Here is a 25,921-nt window from a genome sequence, read left to right as displayed (position 1 = left end):
GCTACTATCAGCATATGTGTACGCTATTACTTCGTTCTTTCATTTTAAACTAACGGCGTATTATACTTAAAGTAGCAATTAAACGCGAGTTTATGCGTATTCACCGCATAATCGATATGTACAACGTGCGTTACTATGCCCATTAATCATGGAGTACTTATGCAGTCTGCTTGGCAACATAGACTATCGGAACAACAGAAAAACCGGCCAAACGATAATCGTTCTGCGTGGCAAGTAGACCGTTCACGTATTATTCATGCCGCTGCATTTAGGCGACTACAAGCAAAAACTCAGATAATGAGTATCGGTGTGAACGACTTCTATAGAACTCGACTTACTCACTCATTAGAGGTTGCACAAATAGGCAGTGGTGTACTACGCCATTTACGTATTCAAAACCCTGATTTTGAACATTTCCCTTCGACCAGTTTAATCGAAACACTATGCCTAGCACATGATATTGGCCATCCGCCATTTGGCCACGGTGGCGAAACCGCCCTTAATTACTTAATGCGAGAATACGGTGGGTTTGAGGGTAACGCACAAACTTTAAGGATTGTGTCTAAACTTGAACCCTACAGTAATGGATTTGGGATGAACCTTACTCGGCGTACATTATTAGGGTTTATTAAATATCCCGCCATTATTGATACTTTGTGGTTCAACATACCAAAACACGACACTAATCGACGTTTCATTAAAGCCAAAGATTGGCTCCCAGCTAAAGGCGTATATCGATGTGATTTAGATGTTTTTAATTGGGTTCTCGATCCTTTTTCAGAGGCAGACCGTAGGCTACTGCAAACCAACAGACCTTTTGACAGCCACAAACGCAAAACACAATTTAAGTCTTTAGATTGCGCGATAATGGAGCTGGCAGATGACATTGCTTACGCTGTCCATGACTTGGAAGATGCCATCGCCACGAGTACACTCAGCTTAACTGATTGGCAAAACTACGCATTACCACAACTCAAAGCAGTGCCATCTAAATGGCTCAGTAACAACTTAAATACGCTAACCGAAAGGTTATTCTCTTTTGACGAGTCATTACGAAAAGACGCCATTGGGGAGCTTGTAAACTTATTTATTATTAATAGCCATTTAGTCATACAACATAATGACTTTGAATCGCCATTACTCAAATACAGCGTTGAAATAAATGCTGAATACGCAGCAATTCTGCAAGTATTAAAAACGTTTGTTTTTGAGCGCTTAATTCGAGAACCTAAAATGCAACAAATCGAATTTAGCGGTCAAAATTTACTGATTGACGTATTTGAAGCTTTGGCCAGTGATCCTCTACGCCTACTCCCATATACAACACAAGAATTGTATATGCAGGCAAATTCAAAAGCAGAGAAAATGCGAATACTCGCTGACTATTTAGCAGGCATGACTGATGAGTACGCTAGAAGGACACATAAGCGGCTATTTAGCAGTGAGTAACATAACAACGCCAGACTCATTGTCTGGCGCTTTTATCAAAACACTTCACGATAATAATCGTATTTAAATTGCCGTATTTTCAAACTTTCTGACGAACTCTCTCACTGGTACATCATTACAACGTAAGCTACGTGCCTTATGACCATATTTTGAAATACTTGATAAACCATTTTTAGCTGCTTTTATGCATAACTCTGTTGCTGATGTTGACGTTTTTGCATAAAGAGCCACTTTTTTTGCGTCTGAACGAGTGTCATTGTTCACCTTCTTTGCCACATCACGAATATCTTCACCATTGCACAATACACTGGCCGAAAAACGAGAGATATGAATACCGTGTTGTGATGCTGCAGCGCGTGCAGCACTTAGCCCTTGCTCGGCAGCAATAACACACACTTTTGACGCAACAGAAGCATCGCCCTGAGTATATTGTACTTTCTCAGCCTGAACTGACAAAGTAGTAGAAACCGCAACAACCAAAGAGATAAATTTAAACATAATATACCCAACAAAGATGAATTTTCGCGCATTATATAGCCAAACTATCCTTTGTAAATGATTCATTAAGTCTTAAAAGCTGATTTAATAGACCATTCACATCTTTGTGATTTTTTCTCTCGCCCACTGTAACATTTACATACATTTATACATAAACCGATCAAAAATTAACCTTTGGTTTTTATATCTAGATCATGCCAGTTATGGAATTAAATGATAAACTATCCTTCACCTGACCATAGCGAAATAATCGATCAATATATGAAAGTCATTTCTTTTAACATCAACGGCCTAAGGGCTCGTCTACATCAATTACAAGCCATCATCGATAAACACCAGCCTGATGTCATCGGATTGCAGGAAATCAAAGTACATGACGAAGCATTCCCGATTGAAGGTGTTGAAGCCATGGGTTACAACGTATACTTCCACGGACAAAAAGCACACTACGGTGTAGCTTTAATGTCGAAAAAGCCAGCTAAAAGTATTCAAAAAGGATTTGCAACTGACTCAGAAGATGCACAAAAGAGAATGATCAGTGGGACATTCGAAAATGCAGCGGGTGAAGAAGTCGTAATAATGAATGGCTACTTTCCGCAAGGGGATAATATAAGTCATGAGACAAAGTTCCCGTATAAACGTCAGTTTTATGCTGACTTAATGAATCATTTGCAAGAATATTGCGACCCAAAAGAGCATTTAATTATCATGGGAGACATCAATATTTCTCCCACTGATTTAGACATTGGCATTGGTGAACCGAACAAAAAACGTTGGTTAAAAACAGGTAAGTGCTCCTTCCAACCTGAAGAGCGTCAATGGTTAAGTACCTTAATGGATTGGGGGTTAAAAGACACTTTTAGAACCCTAACACCGGACGCCAGTGATCTATATTCCTGGTTTGACTATCGTTCAAAAGGGTTTGTCGATAATAGAGGCTTAAGAATAGACGTCATTTTAGCAACTGAATCATTAATGCCGCACTGCACTATCAGTGCGATTGATTATGAGTTGAGGGGCATTGAAAAACCATCAGATCACGCCCCTATTTGGGCTGATTTCGACTGCTAATACATGCTCGAATATCTCATCGTTACGGCATTATTTCTGCTGAGCATAAATAAAGTAGAGTGTATTGCCCTGTTCAAAAACCCCGCTCGTCAAACCGGGGTTTTTGCATGTGCGGTGATATTTGCCGCATTATGGCAAATCAAAGCAGGTATTTTGCCTTATCTTGACATTCACATTTTGGGCGTTACTGCCGTCACCCTCGTTATGGGCTGGAGATTAGCCTGCTTGAGTGCATTAATGGGGGCTTGTTTGTTACTGTACTTTACATCTTTATCAGTCAATGATTTTGCGCACTTCCTGCTTTTCACAGCATTACTCCCAATTTATTTAAGCTATGCACTATTTGTATTGTGTTACAATTTCTTGCCTAGACATTTTTTTGTCTACATTTTTGTATGTGCGTTCATATGCGCAGGATTGGTAGCTGCAACTAAGATTTTAGTGACTAGCAGCTATTTTTGGTCCCAAGATATATATCCTTGGCAAACACTGTATGACAATTATTTGTTCTTTTCAGTGCTAATGTGGTTTCCCGAAGCCATGCTAAATGGTATGACCATTACTTTATTAATTACTTATCGCCCTGAATGGGTGAAAACCTTTTATGATCAGGAATATTTAGATAAATGACTTTGATGTATCACTGCCCACTTTGCAGTAAGCCACTTAAAACAAACGACCAAAGTTTACAATGTGACAGCCATCACCAATTCGACTTTGCTAAAGAAGGTTATGTCAATTTATTACCTGTGCAAAATAAAAAATCCAAGCAACCCGGTGATAACTTAGAAATGGTGCAAGCAAGACGTGCATTTTTCGCGACCGATCATTATGATTTTTTGCGTCAAGAAATTGCGCAAAGGGTCATTGCAGCAAACCCAAATACCGTGATCGACTTGGGTTGTGGTGAAGGGTTTTATACCCAAGCTTTTACTCAGCACCTATCTGCAACAGCACAGATTTATGGTGTTGATATTTCTAAGTCAGCTATAAAATACGCGGCCAAACGCTACAAGAATGTTAATTTCAGTGTTGCATCGATTAAACAAGCACCATTTAAGGCTCAGTCTGCAGATGTTTTGGTCAGTATCTTTGCCCCGGTCTTTTCGGATGAATTACACCGATTGTGTGATAGTAACGGCAAGGTCATTATCGTTAGCCCTGGTCCAAAGCATTTATTTGAATTAAAAAATTGTATTTATGAAGAAGTCAATTTGCACGAAGCCATTGAATGCCCAGCAGGCTTTGAGTATCGCTCACAAACTCTATTAGAAGTTCAGCAAGATATTCCGACCAAAATGATAACGCATTTAATTATGATGACACCTTTTGCATGGAAGTTTAAACCATCTCATTACGAAGCACTTCATAAAAAGTCATCTCACAGGGTCACCTTATCATTCTATATTAGTGAATTTTCTCCGGCTGTTGTTTAACTAAATAGTGTGCGAGTCAATATTTTCTCGCACACCGTATTAATTTTACTAAAACTGTTCTTTCGTAAATGCTTTGTCCATTTTATTAAACATATCTGCCAATAGTTTTGCTAATTCTCTATATTTCGGCTTACTGGAAGCTAGCGGAGTGTCATACCCGTTCGCCACCATTTTATGATAAAGCTCGTTATACCAAGAAGCCAGTGAGGGGTTTAATGATGTTTCAGCTCGTTTACCAAGCCACAACAACCCTTGGACAGGTAACGACAAGAAAAATAATGCAATCGTAATTGCTTGTGGTAGATATTCCATGCCTAACTGACTGGTTTGAAAAAACACCGTAAAAATAGCCAGCATCGGCATCACTGTTAACCCTAATTCAGTGGCTTTTATTACTCTAAACTCAGCAAACATTGGCGCGAGTTCTTTTCGCATAGGCCATTCTTTGGCATATTGGCGTCCAAGCTGCACTTGTGAAATAAGACTTTTTTGCATCATAACTCCTAGGTGCTAACTTTTAAGTAAATAATCAGGTAAAATTATAGTCTTAATAAGTCAATTATACCTTTGTCTAACGTGTAGCTGTAGTGCAACCTCACTATTAGCTTAATATGCGTTTACTGTTCTTGTCAAAAACGGAAAGTCATTATGTCATCTTCGCATGTTCTGGTTCTAAACTGTGGTAGTTCTAGCCTTAAGTTTGCCATTATCGATATCAACTCTGGCGCTGAGGCGTTATCCGGTTTAGCCGAACGCCTCGCTGAACAAGCCCCACTGATTAAGTATAAACACAATGGCAGCAAACAATGCATTGACTTAAACGCAGGTGATGCACACCAAGTTGCTATCAAGCAACTTGTCAAGCTAGTCAAGCAACTCGATTTAGCGCAGAACCTTATCGCTGTTGGTCACCGAGTTGTACACGGTGGCGAACACTTTACGAAATCAGTACTCATCAATGATAACGTGATTGACGCAATCAAACAAACAAGTGTACTCGCCCCCCTACATAACCCAGCAAACTTGCTCGGTATTACCGCAGCACAACATGCTTTTGAAAACCTACCGCAAATCGCGGTATTCGATACCGCTTTCCATCAAACCATGGACAAACACGCATTCTTGTATGCGATACCTTATGCTTTATACACCGAATATGGTATTCGCCGTTATGGGTTTCATGGAACCAGTCATTACTATGTATCGACCCAGGCACATAAAATATTAGGTCTATCTCACGATCAAGCTCGCGTTATTAGCGCGCACTTAGGGAATGGTTGTTCAGTAGCAGCCATTAAAAATGGGAAATCTGTAGACACCAGTATGGGCCTTACACCTTTAGAGGGTTTAGTCATGGGCACACGTAGCGGTGACATTGACCCAGGGTTATTTTCATTTTTAGTTAATCAGCTAAATTACACGGCCAGCGCCGTCGATGAACTACTGAACAAGAAAAGCGGCTTATTAGGCATCAGTGAGTTATCAAATGATTGTCGTGCAATTGAAGAAGCCGCTGCGCAGGGACACCCACAAGCAACCCTAGCTCTGGACATTTTTTGTTATCGACTTGCAAAACAAATTGCCGCATTCGTCGTCCCTTTAGGTGGACTTGACGCACTTATTTTTACTGGCGGTATCGGTGAAAATTCAGATGTGATCCGAAGTAAAGTCGTTAATATGCTCGCATTCTTAGGGTTAAATATTGATACAGACAAAAATCTTGCTGCCCGTTTTGGTAATCAAGGCGTTATCACCTCTCAAATTCAACCATGCGCCATTGTGATCCCCACTAATGAAGAGTGGGTTATTGCAACCGATGCTGCAACAATCGCTCAGGAGCAATAATATGGGTCGTCGTATTATGCTCATCCCTATCTCAACTGGTGTTGGTCTAACGTCTATCTCTGTTGGTCTAGTACGTGCACTTGAGCAAAAAACTGTTAAAGTCAATTTTTTTAAACCAATTGCACAGCCACGTAAAGACGATGAAGGCCCAGAGAAATCAACGGTCATAGTTCAACAAGGATCAACCATACAACCACCAACTCCATTCGCGCTAAGCTATACAGAACAAATGATAGGTGATGGTAAAGGGGATGATTTACTTGAAGAAATAGTTGAGCGCTTTGAAAGTGCCATTTCTGATGATGAAGTTGCAATTATCGAAGGCATGGTGCCAACTCGCCTACAACCCTATGCGGGCCGGGTAAACCGTGAGATTGCACAAACGCTGGGGGCTGACATCGTATTTGTGCTCACACCTGGCAATGACAATAACAGCCAACTAGAAGATAGGCTCGAGATTGCGGCGGGTAATTATGGAGGTGTCGACCACAGTCGTGTTTTGGGCTGTATTTTTAATAAAGTAAATGCGCCCCTAGATGAAGAAGGCCGTGCACGTGCCGACCTTGTCGATCAACATAAGCCAGAAGAGTTAGAAAACGAAATAAATAGACTGGCCTCTCTGCCCATCTTTAGAAAACATCCATTTAAGCTGCTCGCAACCATTCCGTGGGATTTTGATTTGGTTGCACCACGCGTTATTGATTTAAGCAACTATTTAAATGCTGAAATAATGAATGCAGGAGATATGGCGCACAGACGCCTTCGCCGTGTGACATTTTGTGCCCGAACAGTATCAAACATTCTCAATCACTTTACCCCTGGCGCGCTGTTAGTAACGCCAGGTGATCGCTCTGACATTCTGGTTGCAGCTTGTCTATCTGCAATGAATGGTACCAAGTTAGGCGCAATTTTACTGACTGGTGGATTCAAACCTGAACCTCGCATTATGAGTTTATGTGAACAAGCAATGGAAACAGGATTGCCGATCCTTGCAACAGATGCTGATACATGGCGCACTTCATTACTACTGCATAACTTTAATATGGAAGTACCAAGTGATGATGAGCAGCGTATTGATAAGGTTAAACAACATAATGCTAACCACATCGATTCAGAGTGGCTAGATAGCCTAGCGCAAGGGGTAGCGAAAACACGAAAACTATCCCCTCCTGCTTTTCGTTATTTATTAACAGATCTTGCTCGTAAAGCAGATAAAACCATTGTCCTACCTGAAGGTAACGAACCAAGGACAATTAAGGCAGCCGCAATTTGTGGTGAACGTGGTATAGCGAAAACTGTTTTATTGGGTGATAGAGAAGAAATTGAGCGTATTGCCTTACAACAAGGCGTTGAACTAAACGAAAATGTTACAATCTGTGAACCTCATAATGAGATAAGCAATTACATTGTGCCTATGGTGGAGTTACGTAAAAATAAAGGGCTAACAGAGGTTGTTGCTGAGGAGCAACTACAAGATAATGTAGTACTCGGTACCATGATGCTTGCACAGTCTCAAGTTGATGGGCTTGTCTCAGGCGCCGTTAATACAACAGCAAACACCATACGTCCGTCATTACAGCTCATTAAAACAGCACCAGGCTCATCTTTAGTGAGTTCTGTCTTTTTCATGTTGTTGCCAGATCAAGTACTCGTCTATGGTGATTGCGCTATTAACCCAGATCCAACCGCTGAGCAATTAGCAGATATCGCGATTCAGTCTGCAGATTCTGCCGCTGCATTTGGCATTGAACCACGTGTTGCTATGATAAGTTATAGCACGGGTACTTCTGGGCATGGTGCTGACGTTGATAAAGTGCGCGAAGCCACCGAACTCGCTCAGCAAAAACGTCCAGATTTAGATATTGATGGGCCGCTACAATATGACGCGGCAATTATGGAGAATGTTGCGAAGAAAAAAGCCCCAAATAGTAAGGTTGCGGGAAAAGCCACTGTATTTGTATTCCCTGATTTAAATACCGGTAACACTACCTATAAAGCGGTACAAAGAAGTGCTGATTTAATCAGTATTGGCCCTATGCTACAAGGGATGCGCAAACCGGTTAATGATTTAAGTCGTGGTGCGTTAGTGGATGATATTGTTTATACAATTGCACTCACAGCCATTCAAGCACAGCAAATCATAGACGCTAGCTCACAAAGCTGAGTTGTTTTAGCCAAGTGTTAAAAAGGTTTTAATTTTTATCGCTTGGCTATACTATTAACTTAATTAGTTTTTATAGAGCTTACGGGATGTCAAAGCAAACCTTACAGTTGCTCAACCAAGACTTTACCATTCATAGCTTAGACTGTGATGATACAATCCCCACAACGGTTTTAAATGCAAGTATTTTTTTTATTGCCAAAACCGATGAGGAGTTATCAATTGTCTGTCCTAGTGATATAAAACTGCATAGTTTTTCGGCAGAAAAGCACTGGCGAGCATTAGAAGTTGTTGGCCCTTTAGGCTTTTCTCTCACTGGGATCATGGCTGATATTTCCGGGGTGCTTGCTAATGCAAATATTTCTATTTTTGCGATGTCCACCTATGATACTGATTTCATTTTAGTTAAAGAGCAGCAAATTGATGTTGCTATTCATGCCTTAAAAAAAGACGGTTATATGGTGCTTTAAATGCAATTCTCCCCTGTCATCGCTTACACTCCTATCAACGCAATACCAAACCCGTTCATGCACCTTGCAAGCCCGTTCAGTGGCAAGGTTTTACCTCTGAGCTCACACCCAGAACATTTATTTTCTCAAGGTATGCTTGGTAGAGGTGTTTGCGTGCAATTGAGTAGCTGTAAAGTAGTGTCACCTGTACACGGAACCATTGAGCAAATTAATCGTCATGGAACAGAATATATTATTACTGCACAAAATGGCCTAAAAGTACTCGTCAACATACTGATCCCCGCTGAATATTCGAGTGCCCAATATCAAACGGCTAATGCATTTGGTAAAACCGATATACAACAAGGAGAAATTTTGGCCTATTTTGATATTCCCAGCTCGGTGGCCCCTACAATGGGCTCTTTGGTGCTCATCAATGCAGAAAAACTCGGACCATGCTATCATCCATTGAAACAAGTGAGTGCGGGACAAGATCCTCTCATCACACTCACTAAAACTTGAACAAATTTCAAATGAGGCCAATTTATGACCATCATGTACGGTATCCCTAACTGCGACACAATAAAAAAAGCTAAAAAATACCTTAATGATAACAATGTTGAATTCACCTTTCACGATTACCGTAAAGATGGCGTATCACCCGAGTTAATTGATCAATTCTTCGCTCAGCTCGGATGGGAAAATGTGCTAAATAAGCGCGGTACAACTTATCGAGCATTGACTGATGAGCAAAAACAAGCATTAAATGAATCCTCTGCTAAGCAGCATTTACTCGACTCACCTGCAATGATAAAGCGCCCTATTATCGTACATAATGAAGCATTTCATTTAGGTTTCAAAGCACCGCAATATAATGAGATTTTTAGTTAATGAGTGATACACGCCTGAGTTCCGTGGTACAGCTCGCGCAAACACTAATACAGCGTGAGTCGATTACCCCCGAAGATGCCAACTGCCAATCATTAATGAACAAACGTCTGAGCAATATTGGCTTTAACATTGAAGAACACTTCTTTGTAGACACATTGAATACTTGGGCAAGAAAAGGCCAAACATCCCCCCATTTTTGCTTCGCAGGACATACCGACGTAGTCCCTGTAGGTGACGAAAAAGCATGGCACTACCCCCCGTTTTCCGGTGTAGTGAAAGATGGGATGCTCCATGGTCGTGGTGCTGCTGACATGAAAGGCTCCCTTGCTGCCATGATAATCGCGACAGAACAATTTATAAAAAAATACCCAGATCACAAAGGCTCTATTTCATTTTTAGTTACCTCTGATGAAGAAGGTCCGTTTATTAACGGTACAACCAAAGTTGTGGACTTACTCGAGGCCAGGGGTGAAAAAATTGATATGTGCCTAGTGGGAGAGCCTTCTTCTCGTAATGAACTCGGTGATGTCGTCAAAAATGGCCGACGGGGATCCTTAACTGCTCACCTAACAATTAAAGGAAAACAAGGCCATGTTGCATACCCTCATTTGGCAATAAACCCGATCCATAAAGTCGCTCCTTTTATTAGCCGGTTAACTGAGGAAGTTTGGGATGCTGGAAATGATTATTTCCCTGCCACCAGCTTGCAAATATCCAATATCAAAGGGGGAACCGGAGCTGGTAATGTTATCCCCGCTGATGCATATGTTCAATTTAACTTTCGTTTTAGCACGGAGGTCTCTGCTGACGAACTCAAAACTCGAGTTCATCATTTGTTAAGTCAATTCGAGCTAGACTATGACATTGAATGGATACTAAATGGATTGCCATTCTTAACAGAACCAGGGCCTTTACTAGACGTGACCTTAGCTGCAATCAAAGACGTAACGGGTGTTGAGAGTACTCCCGAAACGTCAGGTGGCACATCTGATGGTCGATTTATTGCCCAAACAGGTTGTAAAGTCATAGAGCTAGGACCTATTAACGCAACAATCCATCAAGTGAATGAATGTGTAAGTACAACAGATCTTGATAATTTAGCCCTGATTTATGAACGAATTTTAGAAAAACTGCTGACCTAATGATGGATGAACACTTAGCGAGTATCGCCTGTGGGCTCACACAAACTCACTTGTGTGAGTATCAAGGGCAATTATTGCACCGAGATATTATTGATGATTTAGTATGCTTAACCCAGCATGCAAAAGACGCTGGCTTTACACTTTCAATTGCATCAGGCTATCGAAATTTTGAGCGACAGATGCTTATTTGGAATAATAAGTTTCTTGGTAAACGCACAGTTTTAAATAAACAGAATGCTCCAGTGAACCTCACTGGGCTTGACGATTTAGAAAAGTGCCATGCGATCATGCTGTTTTCTGCATTACCTGGGGGGAGTCGGCACCACTTTGGTACAGACCTAGACATATATGCGATAAACAGCCTTCCAGACAACCAAAAATTACAACTTGAACCTTGGGAGTACGCAAAAGGGGGTCCTTTTTATGACTTTAACTGTTGGTTAGACAGTAACTTAGCAAAGTTTGGGTTTTATCGGCCATATGCACGCTTTAACGGTGGTGTTGCTGCTGAACCTTGGCATATTAGCCATGTAAAAGTCTCCTCATATATTTCTCAGGCGCAAAATGTAGATAATCTTCAAAGTGCGATACAGCTATTTGACGTTGCAGGAAAACAAACTATTCTAGCAAACATATCACAATTACATTCCCAATATATAAACAATACGTGCTCACCCTAGACGACTTTTTTGTTTCAAGTAAAAACCAATAGATAATACAATTAATACCGCACATATACATTGGATGACATTGACTGACTCGCCTAAAAATAGCACACCAGAGATTAACGTGATCACAGGTACACTTAACTGCATAGTAGCCGCCTTGTCTACCTGCAACCAAAACAGGCTTTGATACCATAAAACATAGCCAACACCTGATGTTATCGCACCACAGATTATAGCGATAGCAACACCGTGCCATGAAAATTGAATCGCAGAAATAAACGGAAATATAGCAGGCACAAACACCATGGCTCTAAGAAAGCATCCTGCAGTACTTTGAATGGGGCTCTGCCCTTCTAATTTTAATTTGGTACCATGCAGACTATATGCCCCCCAACCAATGCCACTGAACCCCATCGCCAACACTGCATACCAATTAGGGTGTGATACGGAAGGGTTGAGTAAATATGCTAAACTCAATAATGCAACGCTTAATGCACTCCATTGTAGTAGTGATAATTTTTGCCCCTGAATAATGCCCCCTATTACCATAGTGAATGTTACCACCACAAATAATATCAAGGCACCAAAGCCCGCATCTAGCGCTGTATAAGCAAAACTAAAACCAATTAAATAGACTAGCAACGCAATTGCCCCATACCAACTTCCGCACTGTGATAATGTTCTATTTTTTTGCTTGGAAAGTAACAGAAATAATACCAGCACAAAAGCACCACTACATAAACGGATCACCGTAAACGTCACTTCATCTAACAAGTCTTCATTAAAAACATAGCGGGCAATTAAAGAGTTAAGTGCAAAACATACGAGGGCCAGTACCAAAATAAAATACTTCATAAAAACAAACTTTTTGCTCAATCCTATTGGTTGTAGTCCATATTATCAGTAAACAAACACTTACCGACGTTTTAGCATAATAAAAAAGCGGGACTTAGCCCGCTTTCATTCCCAACGTAATTTACACTTGCTGGTATCCATCAAAGAAATGCTTAATTCTCTGCATTGCTGGTTCTAATTCATCTTTATGAGGTAGAAAAACCAGTCTAAAGTGATCTGGCTGTGGCCAATTAAATGCACGCCCAGGGACCAACATAATTTTCTCTTGGCTTAATAAGTCAAGCATCATCTGCTCGTCATTCACAACATTAAATTTAGCCATGTCTATCTTCGGAAAAGCGTACAATGCTCCTTTAGGTTTAACACAGGTGATCCCATCAATTGCATTAAGGCCTTCAGTTACGATATTACGTTGCTCGTAAAGCCTTCCACCTGGTAGAATCAAATTATCAATTGACTGAATGCCACCCAATGCTTGTTGAATAGCAAATTGCGCGGGCACATTTGCGCATAAACGCATAGAAGCCAACATATTAAACCCGGTGATCAAATCAGCCATAGCACTTATTCTACCGCTTAAAACCATCCAGCCCATCCGCAAACCGGCGGCTCGGTACGATTTTGCTAAGCCGTTAAATGTGATAACAGGTAAATCATCACACATAGCTCCAATAGACGTATGCTCTAAACCATCGTAAATAATTTTTTCATAAATTTCATCACTCAATAACAGCAACTTATGCTCACGTGCAATATCAATAAGACCTTGTAACAGTGTTCTATCATACACTGCACCAGTGGGGTTATTTGGGTTTATCAATACCAACGCTTTTGTTTTCGTTGTAATTTTGGCTCGAATATCTGCCAAATCAGGAAACCAGTCTTGTTCTTCATCACACAAATAATGGACTGGCGTTCCGCCTGCCAGCTTTACTGACGCAGTCCATAAGGGGTAATCAGGAGCCGGTATTAAAACTTCATCACCGCTATCAAGCAATGCCTGAGTGGTCATTTGAATTAACTCACTCACCCCATTACCAATATATATATTGTCTACGTCAATATTCGGTAAGCTTTTTTGCTGGTAATGCTGATAAATTGCTACCCGAGCTGAATATAACCCTTTTGAATCACAATAACCTTGCGCTAAATGTAGGTTTCGAATGATATCTCGATGCATGTCTTCTGGCATATCAAAACCAAATACGGCTGGGTTACCAATATTCAATTTTAAGACCTTTTGACCTTCGTCTTCCATTTTTTTCGCTTGATCAAGCACAGGACCACGAATGTCGTAGTACACCCCATTTAATTTATTACTTTTTGTTAGTTTAGACATTTTCATCTCCCTCTCGACCCTAGAATAGCTTACAAAGCATCCTAAAAACTAGAGGGGGAAAACGATTTTTAAGAGGTTTTTCTTAAGATATAATTAAAGAGACGCTTTAGATGACAACCACTGTAACAGCTGAGCTTTTGACCCTGCCACTTGACCTGATAAGCATGCAACGTTATCTTGAACTGACTCATTATCTTCATTTATCAAGCCTTGCTCTATCGCACGCGCAGCATTACTCAAGCTCATTGCTCCAAACTGTGCTGCGTTTGACTTTAAGCTATGTGCGTGACGGATTGCATCTTGATTATTTGCATTCAGCGCCATTCTTAATTCATTTTCGAGTCTTTCAAATTCATCACAACAAAAAATAAGCGTATCTTCAAATTGATCGCCTAAAAGTGATTGCATACCTTCTAAAGCATCTTCATTAATGGTTACATTCATAACAATCCCTTCGCTTTGTTTCATACTTGTAATGCTAGTCAATTCAGACACTATTAGCAAAACAATTCACGATATATGGTACTATTTGTCTAGGTTTTAAATCCACGAGTAACCCATGAAACGCTCACAATGCTCAAACTGTACATACCCGACTACCACTTGTGTTTGCAAATACCTTCAAGACCCAATTAAAAATAGAACCAGAATCATTATTTTGCAACATCCCGATGAAGCCGACCTTGCAAAAAACACGGTTCGCTTATTAAATTTACAATTGGACAATATCGAGATTTTTGTGGGGGAGTCCAATCAAGACTTTACGCAATTACAAACGCAGTTAAATTTGTCATCGTGTGCATTATTATACCCAGGGAAAGAATCCATAGCCGTTGAGGATATTCCCCGATCAGGTATTGAAATTGATACCCTATTAGTTATTGATGGAACATGGAAAAAAACCAATAAAATACTCGCGCTGAACTCATGGCTGCATGCACTCAAGTTTGTCAGTTTCAAGCAATTACCAAAAAATCAATACTCAATAAGAAAAGCAGAACAATCATACAGCTTATCAACATTGGAAGCAGTTGGCCTTTTTCTTACATGCCATGAACATGTTAACTCCCAGCCATTGCTTAATTTGTTACAGGGTATGATTGAACAGCAAACAAAATATATGCCCCCGCACGTAAAAGCACGCTATTCATGATGAGAGTTTCCCGAGTTATGCAAAAGTTTAGTCGTCAAGGTCCTGACTATCGCTTTGATGATCAAGTTGATTTTGACGAAGTGCGTGATACTTTTGGGTTGTGCACAATCTCTATTGGCCAATGGGTAACCAAACCTGAACGATTAGCGAGTGCAAATTTAGTCTATGATGCATTTGCAGATTTGGCACAAATCCTTAACATTCCTCCTTATGTTATTGGGTTGCGGGGAACACTCAACTTTTCATTTGGTACAGGTGGTCAACTGGGTGTTCAAGCTCACTATGATAGCGGCTCACGTACATTAGCGTTGGCAAAAAATGCAGGGGCTGGCGCGATCGCTCATGAATGGTGGCACGCATTTGACCACTATATCTGCAAGCGCCTCTTTAATAACAGCTCTGCACATGGATTTGCATCAAGCTACTGGTTACATAGCGCAAACATGACGCCTCACCCTTTGAACAATCTATTAAATGACTTTTATAAAGCATGTATGCTAGATCAAAGTGGTGTAAACCCCAGTATATTTTTCGTCCGAGCAGTCGAATTAGATAAGCAATACCAACAACTTTATTTCAGCAAACCACAAGAGCTTACAGCAAGAGCGTTTGAGGCATGTATCGCTTTTAACTCAAAAATACACAACGAATTTTTAGTCAGCGGTGTCAAAAACAGTGAGCTTGCAAGTCTTGGTGGCTTTCCGTGCCCTGCTCTTCGAGCTAAATTGTCGCACTCTATATTCCGCTACTTTAACGCGCTAGGTGTTGCTTTACATCAGTAACTCTATTCGCTTTAGTTAGCCAGACCAAGTAATCACTCATCGCCAACGGCTTAGAAATAAAATACCCTTGACCAAAGTCACACCCATAACCCTGCAGCCGAGTATAGCTAGCTAAGCTTTCTATGCCTTCTGCTACCACTTTTGACCCCAAACTATGTGCCATATCACACGTTGCTTTACATATGGTTTGATTACTTCGAGAAGTTTCAATATTCATAACAAACTGCTTATCTATTTTCAATTCATCAAATCCTAATTGACTCAGATAAGCCAAAGATGAATACCCGGTACCAAAGTCATCTATCGCCACTTTGATCCCTATCCTGCGGTAATCATCAACCACCTCTTTTAAGTTTGCTTCTTTGCCTATTGTGACTGATTCCGTGATCTCTAATATAATTTGCCGTGGATTAAGATTTAACTCATTAATCAACGTGATCAATTGCACTGTGAGTTCTCTTTTTGATAAATCCTTCCCTGATATATTCAACGATAAAACATGGCTAGGGAATTGCTCTACTATTTGCTTTTGGTACCGTAAACCTTGTTCAATAACCCATTCAGTTACTGAATATATCATCCCTGACGATTCAGCTATCGGAATAAATTCATCTGGAGGTACTTGACCTAAATCTGGATGGCTCCACCTGAGTAACCCTTCACACCCGTGTACCTTACCAGTCGTTAAATTAATTTGAGGCTGCATATATAACGCAAACTCCCCCTTATCCAGCGCCGTTTTCAAAGCCGATGTAACCTTCAGCCTTCGCTCAGAAACAACCGAGTTTGCTACATCAAACAGCTGCCAACGCTCACTACTTGCACATTTCGTTGCCAATGCTAGCCTAGCGCGTTGTACTAATTTCTCAGCGCTTTTTGCATGCACCGGAGAATGTGCTACGCCAATTTCTATTTTATCAACGAGCTGGTGCCCTTTCAGCTCAATACCTTCTTCAAATACTGACGATAACAAACACACATATTGTTCAACTTGAGACAACGACAGCTTTCCTACTAGAATCACAGCAAAAACCGACTCATCGAGTCGATAAATGTCCGTATGTTTATCGTTGTGCTTGGTACTTATCGTTGAGTTACCATATGTGTCTAGCTGCAAATTTAATTGCTCAAAGAGGTTTTTTAAATGCCTATCGGCATAGTCCATGCCATAATTTAGGCGAATACTATTAAGCACCAACGGCTTAAATAAAAGCAATGTGTGGTGTTTGTGACCTGCTGCAAGCTTGCTCAACTCGCGACTTAATGCAAGCCTGTTGGGTAGCCCCGTATCTTTGTCATGAATCGTATAAAATACAAATGCGTCTCTTTGTCTTTTATCACGCAAGTAGATAAGGAACCCCAGTAGAGTGACATGGAAGATAACAGCCAATTTACTGGCGCTCACTAGTGCGCTATTAATAAATATCCCCATTTGCATACTGACCCAGGTAAACGCTAAAATAAACATCGGGAGCCATGCAAGTATGACGACCCATATTTCTCGCGCATGCTCCTTTTTTAGATAACTACACATACCGACCCCAAGCCCCAACGTCGTTAAAACACTCAACGCTTGAACCTGCACTGCAATCGAAGACCCCATTCCAATCGATAACACAGCCATAAATACCAACAAGCCAGCCAGTATTAAAGTCGGCAATTTTAATTGTTTTACATGCTTATCTATTTTAAAAAAGCTATAGTGGAACAACAAACACGCAGCTAAACCTAACACCACAAGCGCACTACAGTGATGTGTGACCCACCTTGCGATGCTTTGTGGTAAGTAGTAATAAATGCTGCCATTGTTTGCACTGCATTGCAGCGCCAGTAACAATAAATAACCACCTAAATATGATAAGTACTTTCTAGCGCTAAATATTGCAATCAGTACGATAAACAACGCAACAAAGTAGAGCAAACCTAGCTCTAGACCATACCAAAATAACCGTGCTTGTGCTTGCTCAGAAAAGTCTCTCACGGAGAGTCTTTGATGCTCTATCTTAGTCTTGAAGGGCGCTCTAATTCGAATATAAATCTGTTGCGGTGTGTTAGAAGTCGTATACTTAATATGAGGGTAAATACTTTGTAAACGGGGGAGTACGGCATTATCTATAGGTAGGTTGACTGCTTGAACAACCCGAGCTCCCTCAACAACATACAGGTCAAGCAGGGTTTCAACAGGTTTATAAATAGTGAAGATTTCTTCTCTAATGACATTGCTGTCCTCGGCTGGAATATCCACTTTCAGCCACGTCGAGATTGCTTTTTCTGCAATCGCTTGATTGATATTTACAGCAGAAAACAGTCCTTCCCCATAAATGATCTCATTAATTGTGACTTCATTGCTGGTATCGTTAAACACCTGAGCAGCCTGTAAATAATTGCTAAACAAGTGTGTTATCAATATCAGAGCTATTGCATGTAATGCCTTTTTACATACCCACATACCATCTCCTTGATGTCGAGGCATGCAACAGCCTCGTTCAATCAATATTTAAGTATGTAAACTTTACTCAGTATTGCCAGTTATGAATTAAAATATTCATATATTTTACACTGTCTTCTGAGATGCCTAAAAGCTAGGCTTTATTGTCATCACTAATACGGCTTGCTACCGCGCTATTTTGCCCTTTGTATTTCGCATCTTTTCTCGCATTATATGGTGTTGCGGCTTCACTGCTCATCGTTTCAAAACTCAGTGCACCAATTTTCATATTTGGCCTTAATGCTAAAGGTAGCTTACCTGAGTTATAAAATTCTAATACAATGTTCCCTGACCACCCTGGATCAATTCTATGAGCTGTAACATGAACCATTAAACCCAATCGTGCCAATGAAGATCGTCCGTCTAACCAACCAACAAGGTCCGCTGGCAATGTAACCGACTCAAACGTAATAGCCAATGCCAATTGACCGGGATGCAAAAAAAACGCTTCATTTTCTTCAAGTGCAATTTCATCGCTCATGATCGACTCCATTGCAGCATTAAGCTGGTCTTTTGGTCCGCTCAAATCAACATATGGTGCAGCGTGATCTTGAAAAACTCTAAACTTATTCCCCAATCGTAAATCCAGCGTAATACCTGAAATCATTCCGTCTTCAGGAGGCGGGTCAATAATAATGCGCTGTTGTTCTATCGCTTGTTTTATGTGCGTATCTGATAATCTCATTGATTAGTCATCCGTTATTACAATATCGACCGTTGAAGTCGCTTGCGTTTGATAATGCAGTATGCTGCTAACAAGTTGAGCGCACACAGTATAATTGCTTGCTTGATTTGCTGGCAGCGTTGAAATATTTCCACCTAGCTCTGACGTTTCACGAATTGCAACATTCAGTGGCACTTCAGCCAGTAAAGGAACACCATGACGACTCGCTAACTCTGCGCCACCATGCTCACCAAAAATATGATTTTTTTGTCCACAATGAGTACATAAGAAATGGCTCATATTTTCAATTAGACCTAAAATAGGTAAATTAACTTGATTGAACATAGCGATACCTTTTTGCGCATCTGCCAAAGCTAAATCTTGTGGTGTAGTAACAATCAGGGCACCGCTTGCTGGTACTTTCTGTGTCATTGTTAATTGTATATCGCCAGTGCCAGGCGGCATATCAACAATTAAATAGTCCAAATTACCCCAATCGGTTTCATTCAGTAACTGATTTAATGCTTGTGATGCCATCGGCCCTCGCCAAACCGTGGCGTTTTCAGCCGGTACTAAAAAACCGATCGATTGAATTTTTATTGCATCTTTTACGACAGGGTTGAGGGTTTTATTATCTTTTGAAGACGGCTTCTCATTTTTCACACCAAAAATAGACGGAATAGAAGGCCCATATATATCCGCATCTAATACACCAACATTCGCCCCCTCTGAAACGAGCGCTTGAGCTAAAAATGCCGCGGTTGTAGACTTACCAACCCCGCCTTTCCCTGACGCCACCAAGACGATGTGTTTTATTTTTTTATATTTAAACTGCTCAGGTAAGTGTACATTAATTGTAACCGTGACGCGCTTATCTAAGTGCTCGCTTAAATAAGTAGCTAATGCAGTGTTCGCACTTTGCACTGCAAATGGGACCAACAACGTAATATCTAAGACGTCTGGTTTGTCAGTATAACGCTCCACCCATTCATGCTCAATACCAAGCGGAAATACCCCACTTTTATAGCCTTCAAGTAAAGTAAATAACCGCGATTCATCGGAATTATCTTTCTTAAATAGTTTATTGATGCCAAACATAAAAATAAAACGTACTCGAGTGATGAAAAAGGCTTCGGAATTATGTAACATTCAACCCATTAAAACCAGTCTATTAATGCTTTACATGGCTACCAACTGGCAATTGTAAACTAAAACTTAGAGGGTTGGCTGTTTCTTAAACAGAACCGCTCAAAATTCACGGAACCGTTATGACTAAGAGAAAAATTCTCATCACCAGTGCTTTACCTTATGCCAATGGCCCAACACACTTAGGCCACATGCTTGAGTATATACAAACGGATATTTGGTCACGCTTTCAAAAACTACGTGGTCACGAAGCGTATTATGTATGTGCTGATGACGCACACGGTACTCCTATTATGCTCAATGCCCAAAAGCAAGGGATCTCGCCAGAGGAAATGGTGAAAAATGTCAGCATAGAACGCCAACGAGATTTCGCTGACTTCAATATTGAATTTGATAACTATCACAGTACGCATAGCGATGAAAATAAAGAACTGAGCGAACTGATTTATAACCGCTTAAATGACAAAGGGCATATTAAAAAACGGACAATTTCACAGCTGTTTGATCCTGAGAAAAACATCTTTCTACCTGATCGTTTTGTGACTGGTACATGCCCTACATGTGACGCAACAGAGCAAAATGGTGACAGTTGCGATGCATGTGGTGCGACATATAGTCCAACAGAATTAAAAGAGCCGCGCTCTGCAATGTCTGGCGCTGTCCCTATCTTAAAAGACTCAGAGCACTTTTTCTTCGATTTGCCTGCATTCGAAGGCATGCTAAAAGAGTGGTTACATTCTGGTTCAATTCAAACTGAAATGGCGAATAAGCTTGACGAATGGTTTGCTGATGGTCTTCAGCAATGGGATATCAGTCGAGATGCGCCTTACTTTGGTTTCGAGATCCCAGGTGCTCCTGGAAAATACTTTTACGTTTGGTTAGATGCACCAATTGGCTACATGGCGAGCTTTAAAAATCTATGCGATAAAAAAGGCATCAATTTTAATGATTTCTGGTCTGAGAATTCAAATGCCGAGCTTTATCACTTTATTGGCAAGGATATCATCTATTTCCACAGCTTATTTTGGCCTGCTATGTTAGATGCTGCAGAATTCCGGAAACCAACGAATGTATTCGCGCACGGTTTTGTTACAGTCAACGGTGCCAAAATGTCTAAGTCTAAAGGCACATTTATCAAAGCTCGTACCTACCTTGAGCATTTAGACCCTGAATTCTTGCGTTATTACTTTGCAGCAAAACTCAATGGGGGGATCACTGATTTAGACCTAAATTTAGAGGATTTTGCACAACGTGTTAACTCAGACCTAGTTGGTAAAGTTGTTAACATAGCCTCTCGTTGTGCTGGGTTTATAACTAAAAAGTTTGATGGAAAAATCTCTGACACAATACTTGAGCCAGAGCTCATAGCTGAATTCCAATCAGCCGCTAGCGTTATTGCAGAGCATTATGAACAACGTGAGTACAGTAGAGCCATTCGTGAAATAATGGCACTTGCAGACAAAGCAAATCAATTTATAGATGCACAAGCACCATGGGTACTGATCAAAAATGAAGAAACTCATGAACAAGCACACCAAGTGTGCTCTTTGGGTTTAAATTTATTCAAGATCCTAATGACGTATTTAAAGCCAGTATTACCTGCTATGGCTAGTAATGTGGAACAGTTTCTAAATACAGAATTGACATGGGACAGTGCACAAGAAATACTATCTGATCACCCGATCAATAAATTTAAAGCACTAATGCAACGTGTTGATATGGATAAAGTCAATACAATGCTAGAAGAGTCAAAGGAAAGTTTGGTTGCGACAACCCAAGCAGCAATTGATCCAAGTAGCCCACTTGCGAAAGAGCCAATTGCCGAAGAGATAGAATTCAATGACTTTGCCAAGGTTGATCTGCGAGTTGCCAAAATAGCTAAAGCTGAGCATGTTGAAGGCGCTGACAAACTACTCAAACTCACCCTTGATTTAGGGGGAGAAACAAGACAAGTCTTTGCCGGTATCAAGTCGGCGTACGCACCTGAAGATATTGAAGGTAAACTAACAGTGATGGTTGCTAACCTGAAGCCTCGTAAAATGCGCTTTGGGATGTCAGAAGGTATGGTCCTAGCTGCAGGACCAGGTGGTAAAGAAATTTACATATTAAGCCCAGACGACGGTTCAGAACCTGGCATGCGTGTAATGTAAAAATAGCAAATTGAGAAATGGCCAATTAAGAGGCCATTTCTTTTACACTATCGATTGGTATTTTTAGCTTCACAGCAATACCTTTTCCTTCTTCTGAGAAACACTTAATTTCCCCTTTTAATAGCTGCGTCACTAAATTATAAACAATGTGCATCCCCAGCCCACAGCCTCCTTGGCTACGCTTAGAAGTCACAAAGGGGTCAAAAATGGTTTTTAACATCTCCTCATTCATTCCTACACCATCATCCGTATAATTGACATACCAACTACTCTCATCAACCGCAACCGTCACTAACACCTCTCCATTACCACGTTTTTCAAAGCCATGCAGTACTGAATTATTGAGTAAGTTAGTTAATATTTGATAAATCGCCCCCGGATAGGTTGTTAATATCACAGTGTCACTTCCTGATACATGGATCGTGATCTCCTTGCCTTTTATCAATGGTTCTAAAGAATGAAATACATCTTCGACATATTCTTTAAGGTTGATTTGACGAGACGTTTCACTAGACTGGTCAACTGCTACTTGTTTAAAGTTACCTATTAAGTTTTGCGCCCTATCTAAGTTCCTCAGAATGAGCTGGTACCCTTGCGTTTGCTCTGCAATCGCTTTAACTAAATCATTTTGTTTCAAAGTTTTATCTGCTAATTTCTTTTCAACTACTTGTAAACACTCTTGATTATATGTCATCGCGGTTAGTGCGACGCCCAAAGGCGTGTTAATCTCATGCGCAACTCCGGCCACAAGCCCACCGAGTGATGCCATTTTTTCACTTTCGATAAGCTCTTGTTGAGTTTGTTTCAGTGTTAACATTGCCTGCTCGAGCATTTGATTCTGTTTATAAAGTTCATTTGTACGCATTTCTACTTTAATTTCAAGTTGCTCATTAAGCAGTTGTAGCGCATTTTGGTGTGTTTTGAGTTCGGTAATATCTTTCAATGCCCCAGCAATTCGAATGGCTTTACCACTTTCGTCTCTATCAACTACTTTTCCCCGATCTAAAACCCATGCCCATTGACCACTTAAGTCTTTTACTCGTATTGCGATTTCATAACTTTCAACGTTTCCACGAATACAAGCTTCTACTTTATCTTCTAATAAAATATTATCTTTTGGGTGAACAAACTGTATAAAATCGTCCAGCTGCATGTGATTCTCGGCTTTCCCATAATCCACTCTAGGTGAAACACAGTGTCTATATATCGTCTGTTGATCTAAATGCCAATCCCACAACTCATCACCACTTGCCCATAGTGACAACTCTAGCCGTTGCCGTAATTCACTCATTTTCTGATTATCGGCCACGACCTGCCTATACCGCTTCTGTCTTATCCTTACTATCAAGATAATTAACGCAAGTAAGGTCAATACATATAATGTCTTCGCATATATATCCCACCACCATGGCGCATCTATTTTAAGCTCAAAACGATGTATAGGTGACTGCATATTAAAACGATTAATTGTATATGACTCAATAATATAGCTCCCTGGATCTAAGCGTAATAAATTGACTTGGCGAACCCCTTTTGCCAGCTTAAGCCATTTATCACTCAACCCGATCACTCGGTAATAGAATTGCTGTTGCTCCGAGCCATAATCTAAACTGGAGTATTGTAACGAGACAATATCTTGATCATATTTCAATAACAATGATTCAGCCAATTCTGGTGCTGTTTTTAAAAGCCCTTCATCACTTGGCGTTAAGCTCTTACCTAACAGCTCAATATGACTAATCAGCAACGGGCTAGCTGAATTATCTAAACGAAGCTTTTGTGGATAAAATTGATTAAAACCCATCGCACCACCAATAAAAACACGTCCATCAGGTGCCAACCACGCAGCGTTATAATTAAATTCGTTGCCTTGAACGCCATCTACCGGAGAGAAGTTATAAATTTCAAAGTTATTGGTGTTGATCTGACTTAACCCCCCACTACTGCCTACCCATAAATGATTTAGATTATCGAATACAAGACCCCAAATTGCGTTATTTGCTAAACCACTTTGCTGAGTAAAAACACGCTCAACAGTAAACTCTTTTGTCACCAATGATAGGCCTGACTCACTGGCAACCCACACCCGACCATACTGGTCTTGTTCAAGCATAAATACTAGATCTGATACTAATCCTTCTGCTGTTGTCAGATTCTCCAGCTTCCCATCAATATCTCGATACAGTCCATTGCCAATTGATCCGAACCACAGCTCTCCATTAACCACTGACATGGATGATACATGACTAGGCGCGTTCTGCTCATTTGTATATAGTGACTTTAGAGTCTCGGATGTCGCATCAAAATACATTGCCCCCATGGTTCTAGAACTAACTAGAACTCTATTTTTAAACAAAAACACATCATTAAAACTCAGTTCTGGTCCATTGCCTATATCGGGTTTTAAGTGAAGTAATTTCTTTGTTTTCAAATTAAACGACACCACACCGTTACCCCGAGTAGTGGCCCAAAGGTGATCGTCATCAAAAAGTATCCGCGTGACAAAGCTTCCGTCAAGTACCTTTAATAATGGATATAGGTCATGTGCGCCATTAAACCCCTTACCATCAAATATATGAACACCATTAGATGTTGCTAACCAAATTCGATCATTACGGTCTATGGCAAAATTACGAATATCAGCTGACTTGATTGGCGCACTGGGGTAGTTGTACTCACTGACATGGCCAAATGATTCACTTAACTGGCTAAAAAAGTGCAGACCACGCGTTTCAGTGCCAATCCACAGATCTTGGTTTTTGTCCCTCATAACGGTGAGAATATTATTGTCCTGAAGACCTTCATGTTGTCGGTCACGTTTATACCAGTGATTTAACAACTTACCCTGTAAATCAAGTAGGTATACACCGTTGTCACTGGCAACTAATAATTCGTTGCCAGTGATGGCTAAACTATGAAGTGTGATGTTCTGCACCGCATCAAAATTACGCGACCATAAAACCCGTTGATACAAAGTATCATAACTTATCAGACGGTCTGACTTACTGATCAACATAGCGCGTTGACCTTGGTAAATCATATGCTTAAACTCACCGGAGAGCAGTTGTACTGAAGCTTGTGCCTGTTTATGATAAACCATAAACCCTTCATTGCTCAGGTAGAAATAATTGTCACCCCGTTGCACTACATTTCTTATGTAACTACCTTCTATTTTTAAAGCTTGGGGTACCAACGTCGCTTTATCAACTTCATAAGAAGTATTATCCTCGGTAGAAACAACAACATGCTCACCTTTACAATCAATCCAATTTACTCGGTCAGATCCAATAACCGGAAACTCGCTGGCCAATAAAGACGTAAACCGTCCTTCAACAGTATGATAAACACTTAGACCTGTACTCGTTCCCACCCACACTTTATCATTACTAACACATAATTCAGTAATAAAACCACCAGCCAAGCTTTTTACGTTTTGCTGCTGTGATGCAAATGTTTTAAATTCGTGCCCATCAAAACGATTGAGTCCAGCTTGAGTTCCGATCCATATATAACCAAACTGGTCTTGTGCCAGTGCCATAACAGTCACTTGGCTTAACCCTGCTCGGTAGTCATAATGTCGCATGACCTGAGCGGTATCAGTAAATTGTGGGACTGCCCACAATAATTTACAGAATAGGAATAATAGACAACCAAGACAGTGAACGGTTTTCATATACAGCCATATGCAAGACTCGATTTATAAAATATAGCAAACTGTATAAAAACTAGGAGGT

23 protein-coding genes are annotated in these 25,921 nt (G+C 40.5%); 14 read left to right on the top strand and 9 right to left on the bottom strand.

All coding sequences use genetic code 11. The annotated features are described in order from the left end of the window. Window positions 1–159 precede the first annotated feature (159 nt). A complete protein-coding gene (locus J8L97_RS08060; RefSeq protein ID WP_211048666.1) occupies window positions 160–1,449 on the top strand; it encodes an anti-phage deoxyguanosine triphosphatase in 1,290 nt (429 codons plus the stop codon). Between the two features lie 63 nt (window positions 1,450–1,512). Here J8L97_RS08060 and J8L97_RS08055 read toward each other — a convergent pair whose 3' ends face one another. Next, entirely contained in the window at window positions 1,513–1,947 is a 435-nt protein-coding gene (locus J8L97_RS08055; RefSeq protein WP_247688581.1) for an exonuclease III, read from the bottom strand. A gap of 261 nt (window positions 1,948–2,208) precedes the next feature. Here J8L97_RS08055 and xthA point away from each other — a divergent pair, with 261 nt between their 5' ends. The 3 genes from xthA to rlmA are packed head-to-tail and all read left to right on the top strand — an operon-like array spanning window position 2,209 to window position 4,454. Then, a complete protein-coding gene (gene xthA / locus J8L97_RS08050; protein WP_211048690.1) occupies window positions 2,209–3,018 on the top strand; it encodes an exodeoxyribonuclease III in 810 nt (269 codons plus the stop codon). A gap of 3 nt (window positions 3,019–3,021) precedes the next feature. After that, complete coding sequence (locus J8L97_RS08045; protein WP_211048662.1) at window positions 3,022–3,648, top strand: energy-coupling factor ABC transporter permease; 627 nt, start codon at window positions 3,022–3,024, stop codon at window positions 3,646–3,648. Beyond that, the gene (gene rlmA, locus J8L97_RS08040; protein ID WP_211048660.1) at window positions 3,645–4,454 is read left to right on the top strand and encodes a 23S rRNA (guanine(745)-N(1))-methyltransferase; all 810 of its coding nucleotides are present in this window, start codon (window positions 3,645–3,647) and stop codon (window positions 4,452–4,454) included. Before J8L97_RS08045 ends, rlmA begins: the two co-directional genes overlap by 4 nt. Window positions 4,455–4,502: 48 nt before the next feature. Here rlmA and yfbV read toward each other — a convergent pair whose 3' ends face one another. Further along, complete coding sequence (yfbV, locus tag J8L97_RS08035) at window positions 4,503–4,949, bottom strand: terminus macrodomain insulation protein YfbV (protein ID WP_210997013.1); 447 nt, start codon at window positions 4,947–4,949, stop codon at window positions 4,503–4,505. A 153-nt stretch (window positions 4,950–5,102) separates the two neighbouring features. Between yfbV and J8L97_RS08030 the strand changes: the two genes are divergently transcribed. From J8L97_RS08030 to J8L97_RS08000, 7 genes are all read left to right on the top strand, one after another. Continuing rightward, window positions 5,103–6,299 carry an acetate kinase gene (locus tag J8L97_RS08030; RefSeq protein WP_211048658.1) on the top strand — a complete coding sequence of 399 codons (1,197 nt, stop codon included), beginning with the start codon at window positions 5,103–5,105 and terminating at the stop codon, window positions 6,297–6,299. A 1-nt stretch (window position 6,300) separates the two neighbouring features. Then, the gene (gene pta, locus J8L97_RS08025; protein ID WP_211048656.1) at window positions 6,301–8,463 is read left to right on the top strand and encodes a phosphate acetyltransferase; all 2,163 of its coding nucleotides are present in this window, start codon (window positions 6,301–6,303) and stop codon (window positions 8,461–8,463) included. Between the two features lie 86 nt (window positions 8,464–8,549). Further along, entirely contained in the window at window positions 8,550–8,930 is a 381-nt protein-coding gene (locus J8L97_RS08020) for an ACT domain-containing protein (RefSeq protein WP_211048654.1), read from the top strand. Further along, a complete protein-coding gene (locus J8L97_RS08015) occupies window positions 8,931–9,431 on the top strand; it encodes a PTS glucose transporter subunit IIA (protein ID WP_211048652.1) in 501 nt (166 codons plus the stop codon). Between the two features lie 24 nt (window positions 9,432–9,455). Next, window positions 9,456–9,800 carry an ArsC family reductase gene (locus J8L97_RS08010; RefSeq protein WP_211048651.1) on the top strand — a complete coding sequence of 115 codons (345 nt, stop codon included), beginning with the start codon at window positions 9,456–9,458 and terminating at the stop codon, window positions 9,798–9,800. After that, entirely contained in the window at window positions 9,800–10,942 is a 1,143-nt protein-coding gene (dapE, locus tag J8L97_RS08005) for a succinyl-diaminopimelate desuccinylase (protein ID WP_210996969.1), read from the top strand. The genes J8L97_RS08010 and dapE overlap by 1 nt, the downstream gene beginning before the upstream one ends. Then, complete coding sequence (locus tag J8L97_RS08000; protein WP_211048648.1) at window positions 10,942–11,622, top strand: M15 family metallopeptidase; 681 nt, start codon at window positions 10,942–10,944, stop codon at window positions 11,620–11,622. The genes dapE and J8L97_RS08000 overlap by 1 nt, the downstream gene beginning before the upstream one ends. On the opposite strand, the gene J8L97_RS07995 is transcribed toward J8L97_RS08000, so the two are convergent. The 3 genes from J8L97_RS07995 to J8L97_RS07985 form a co-directional block, all read right to left on the bottom strand. Then, a complete protein-coding gene (locus tag J8L97_RS07995) occupies window positions 11,614–12,465 on the bottom strand; it encodes a DMT family transporter (RefSeq protein WP_211048647.1) in 852 nt (283 codons plus the stop codon). The genes J8L97_RS08000 and J8L97_RS07995 overlap by 9 nt on opposite strands. A 121-nt stretch (window positions 12,466–12,586) precedes the next feature. Further along, window positions 12,587–13,804, bottom strand: coding sequence for a pyridoxal phosphate-dependent aminotransferase (locus J8L97_RS07990; protein ID WP_211048645.1), 1,218 nt, complete (start codon window positions 13,802–13,804; stop codon window positions 12,587–12,589). Between the two features lie 93 nt (window positions 13,805–13,897). Then, window positions 13,898–14,248, bottom strand: coding sequence for an Hpt domain-containing protein (locus J8L97_RS07985; RefSeq protein ID WP_211048688.1), 351 nt, complete (start codon window positions 14,246–14,248; stop codon window positions 13,898–13,900). A 115-nt stretch (window positions 14,249–14,363) separates the two neighbouring features. Between J8L97_RS07985 and J8L97_RS07980 the strand changes: the two genes are divergently transcribed. Beyond that, window positions 14,364–14,957, top strand: coding sequence for a tRNA-uridine aminocarboxypropyltransferase (locus tag J8L97_RS07980; protein WP_211048643.1), 594 nt, complete (start codon window positions 14,364–14,366; stop codon window positions 14,955–14,957). Next, on the top strand, window positions 14,957–15,739 hold the full coding sequence (locus tag J8L97_RS07975; protein ID WP_211048686.1) for a CLCA_X family protein: 783 nt from the start codon (window positions 14,957–14,959) through the stop codon (window positions 15,737–15,739). Before J8L97_RS07980 ends, J8L97_RS07975 begins: the two co-directional genes overlap by 1 nt. On the opposite strand, the gene J8L97_RS07970 is transcribed toward J8L97_RS07975, so the two are convergent. From J8L97_RS07970 to J8L97_RS07960, 3 genes are all read right to left on the bottom strand, one after another. Further along, window positions 15,708–18,212, bottom strand: coding sequence for an EAL domain-containing protein (locus tag J8L97_RS07970; RefSeq protein ID WP_211048640.1), 2,505 nt, complete (start codon window positions 18,210–18,212; stop codon window positions 15,708–15,710). The genes J8L97_RS07975 and J8L97_RS07970 overlap by 32 nt on opposite strands. A 109-nt stretch (window positions 18,213–18,321) precedes the next feature. Further along, window positions 18,322–18,912 carry a dCTP deaminase gene (gene dcd / locus J8L97_RS07965; protein ID WP_211048638.1) on the bottom strand — a complete coding sequence of 197 codons (591 nt, stop codon included), beginning with the start codon at window positions 18,910–18,912 and terminating at the stop codon, window positions 18,322–18,324. Between the two features lie 3 nt (window positions 18,913–18,915). Then, window positions 18,916–19,989 (bottom strand): Mrp/NBP35 family ATP-binding protein, encoded by a 1,074-nt coding sequence (locus J8L97_RS07960; protein ID WP_211048684.1) that lies wholly within the window; start codon window positions 19,987–19,989, stop codon window positions 18,916–18,918. A gap of 170 nt (window positions 19,990–20,159) precedes the next feature. Between J8L97_RS07960 and metG the strand changes: the two genes are divergently transcribed. Next, window positions 20,160–22,187, top strand: coding sequence for a methionine--tRNA ligase (gene metG, locus J8L97_RS07955; RefSeq protein ID WP_211048636.1), 2,028 nt, complete (start codon window positions 20,160–20,162; stop codon window positions 22,185–22,187). A 25-nt stretch (window positions 22,188–22,212) separates the two neighbouring features. On the opposite strand, the gene J8L97_RS07950 is transcribed toward metG, so the two are convergent. Next, a complete protein-coding gene (locus tag J8L97_RS07950) occupies window positions 22,213–25,860 on the bottom strand; it encodes a two-component regulator propeller domain-containing protein (RefSeq protein WP_211048634.1) in 3,648 nt (1,215 codons plus the stop codon). Window positions 25,861–25,921 lie beyond the last annotated feature (61 nt).

The sequence above is a fragment of the Pseudoalteromonas sp. MMG012 genome, assembly GCF_018100875.1.
Classification (GTDB): domain Bacteria; phylum Pseudomonadota; class Gammaproteobacteria; order Enterobacterales; family Alteromonadaceae; genus Pseudoalteromonas; species Pseudoalteromonas aurantia.
This window is presented reverse-complemented; position numbering and strand designations above follow the sequence as displayed.